General features: G+C 50.4%; 2 protein-coding genes and 1 pseudogene. All 3 read right to left on the bottom strand.

Features of this window, described 5'->3' with window-relative positions; translation table 11 throughout:
• A pseudogene (locus FD23_RS10450) lies at positions 1–177 on the bottom strand (homoserine O-acetyltransferase/O-succinyltransferase family protein); the annotation flags it as partial.
• A gap of 158 nt (positions 178–335) precedes the next feature.
• Positions 336–1,766, bottom strand: a complete 1,431-nt coding sequence (locus tag FD23_RS04970) for an NADP-dependent glyceraldehyde-3-phosphate dehydrogenase (protein WP_052933671.1) — start codon at positions 1,764–1,766, stop codon at positions 336–338.
• 100 nt (positions 1,767–1,866) lie between these two features.
• The coding region (locus FD23_RS04975) for a glycine betaine ABC transporter substrate-binding protein (protein ID WP_236743885.1) at positions 1,867–2,956 on the bottom strand (1,090 nt) is incomplete at its 5' end.

Consider the following 2,956-nt stretch of genomic DNA (forward strand, 5'->3'; position numbering starts at 1 on the left):
GGCCAGGTGGCGGAGCAATTGCACTTCCGTGTTGGCCTTCTTAGGCATCAGGTTCACCACCAGAATCTTTAAAGGACGGATGTTCTAGGTCCGGGCTCTTTGCGAGTCCATGACAAAAATATTCTCCTGCCTTAACACATCAATGGCGGCTAACTGTTTATCTAAAGTAATTGGCATAGCGCACTCTCCTGTCCGAATCCTTTTGTTTAATTTACCATTCTTTCTTAAAAAATGCTAACAAAATAATTATACTTTTTAAACTTTTACAAAACGAAAAAAGTCCGCCAAAGCGGACTTTCTCAAGCAGACATCTTGTCAAATTTACTGTTTTAAAATTAGCCTTCAATGTTGAAGACAACGGACTTGACCCGGGTCATGGCTTGAATGGAGTACTTGACCCCCTGTACGCCTGCCCCTGAGCTCTTTACGCCCAGGAATGGGAAGTTGTCCGGACCTCTTTGGGTCTTGTTGTTGATGTGGACTGTGCCCACTTCCAATTTTCCTGCAATGGCAAAGGCTTTTTCAAAGTTCCGTGAGAAGACGGAGCTTTGCAGGCCGTATTCTGATTCATTGGCAATCTTGACAGCTTCGTCAGCTGACTTGACGCGGATGAATGGCAATACTGGCCCAAATGGTTCTTCCCAGGCCAGGCGCATGTCAGTCGTCACTTGGTCCATGACCATTGGGTAGATCAGGTTGCCTTCGCGCTTGAAGTTAAACAAAGGCTTAGCGCCCTTTTCTGCGGCTTCTTCAATTAAGCCTTGTACGTAGTCGGCAGACTTAGTGTCAATCAAAGGAGTGATGTCGGCATCCTCTTCTGGCATCCCGACTGTCAAATCCTTGACCAAAGCAGTCACCTTTTCAACCAATTCGTCAGCCACGCTGTCCATGACCAGAACCCGCTTAACGGCGGTACAACGCTGGCCGGAGTAGCCAAAGGCGCCGGCAACGATGTTCTTGGCCGTCAGGTCCAAGTCAGCGTCTTCCAAGACGATGGCCGCGTCCTTGCCGCCAAGTTCCAGCATAATTGGCCGCATCCCGGCCAGTTTGCCGATGTTCTTGCCGACAGCACTGGAACCGGTGAAGTTGATGAAGTTGACTGCCGGGTGTTCAACGATGTAGTCGCCGATAACCCGGCCCCGGCCGGTAATGGTGTTAAAGACGCCGGCTGGCAGGCCAGCTTCGGCGAAGGCTTTGGCCAAAAGCAGACCGGAGATTGCCCCTTGTGTCGGCGGCTTGAAGGCCACCACGTTCCCGCCCATCAAAGCAGGCGCGATCTTTGAGCCGGCCAGGTTAACCGGGTAGTTGAAGGGTGAAATTGCCAAAACCAGGCCGACTGGTTCCCGGCGGACAACAGCCAGCTTGTTCTTGCTTGCCGCTTCAAAGTTGCCGCCTTCCATGACTTCCCCGTCCAAAGTTACGCCGACCTTGGCCGTGTATTCAACGATTTCCGCCGTCCGGGTTACTTCGCCGATGGAGGACTTGAGGCCCTTAGCGATTTCCTTGGACAAGGTAGAACCGATCTTTTCAGCATCCCGGTAAAGGATGTCCGCAGCCTTTTGCAAGTATGCGGCCCGTTCAACGTATGAGAGGGCCCGCCAGGCTGGAAGGGCCTTTTTGGCGCTGTCCATTACGTAGTCCACGTCTTCGTGGGACATGGCAGGTACAGTACCCAGGGACTTGCCAGTTGCTGGTTCGAAAATTTCAATCGCGTCAGCGGAGTCCCGCCATTCGCCATTGACATAGTTTAAATAGTGTTCTGTCAAGAGAGCAACTCCTTTCATGGATGTAATCACATCTACATTTTAATGCTTTTCTAACTATTTTCAAGCCTTTTTGCAGAAAAAGTACCTACCAATTTTATAATTAGAGCAGACCATGCTGCTTCAGGTACTGGCGGGCCACCTTGCTGGCGCTCTCGTGCTTGACGGTCACCTTGTAGTTCATTTCCTGCATTTCAGCTTCAGTAATCTTGCCAGCAAGCTTGTTCAGGCTTTTGACGACGCCGGGATGCTTTTGGGCAAAAGAATTTTTCAGCAAAGGCGCCCCTTGGTATGGCGGGAAAAAGCTCTTGTCATCCTTTAAGGCGACTAAGTCATACTGCTTGATCTGGGGATCGGTCGTATAGCCATCAACGACTGCGACCTTGCCGTTGGCAATTGCCTTATAGCGCAGAGCAGGTTCCATAGTTTTAACCTTGAAGTTCAGGCCATATTCCTTCTTTAATCCCAGGTAGCCATCCTGCTGGTTGGCAAAGTCCGGGTCAAAAGCAGCGGTTAAGGAAGCGTCCACTTTCGCCAGGTCGCTTAAGCTCTTAATATTATGTTTCTTGGCAAAAGCCTTCGTAACCGCCAAGTCGTAGCCGTTCTGATAGTTCATTGCTGGCAGGTAAGTCAGCTGGTCCTCCTCAGCCATCAGCTTTTTAGCCAGCTGGTAAGTTTTAGCCGGGTCATGCGGAGTGGCCACCTTCTTTTTAGCCAGGCCTTGCAGAACCGTCCCGGTAAATTCCGGATAGATGTCGATTTTGCCTGTCTTTAAGGCATTGAACAGGAAGCTGGTCCCGCCAAAGTTGTTCTTAAGGGTCACCTTGACATGAGGATTGTCCCTTTCAATCAAGTCCTTGTACATGTTGATCAAAATGTCTGGTTCACTCCCCAGCTTGCCAGCGATGACGATTTCCTCTTGCTTCGGGGTAAAATGTTTCGGAGCCTGGCTAACTCCTAAGCCAATGGCAAAAATTGCCAGGACGACGGCTGTGACACGGAAGTGCTTTTTTGATGAGGCCATGAACTTGAGCAGGCCAGACATGGCCAAAGTCAAGACAGCTGACAGACCAGCCCCGATCAAGATATAGGTGTTGTTGTTTTGCTGGATCCCGATCATGATGTAGGTCCCAAGCCCGCCGGCACCAATCATGGCAGCCAGCGTGGCTGTCCCAATAATCATGACTAAGGAA

It is taken from the genome of Lactobacillus delbrueckii subsp. delbrueckii DSM 20074 = JCM 1012 (genome assembly GCF_001433875.1).
Classification (GTDB): domain Bacteria; phylum Bacillota; class Bacilli; order Lactobacillales; family Lactobacillaceae; genus Lactobacillus; species Lactobacillus delbrueckii.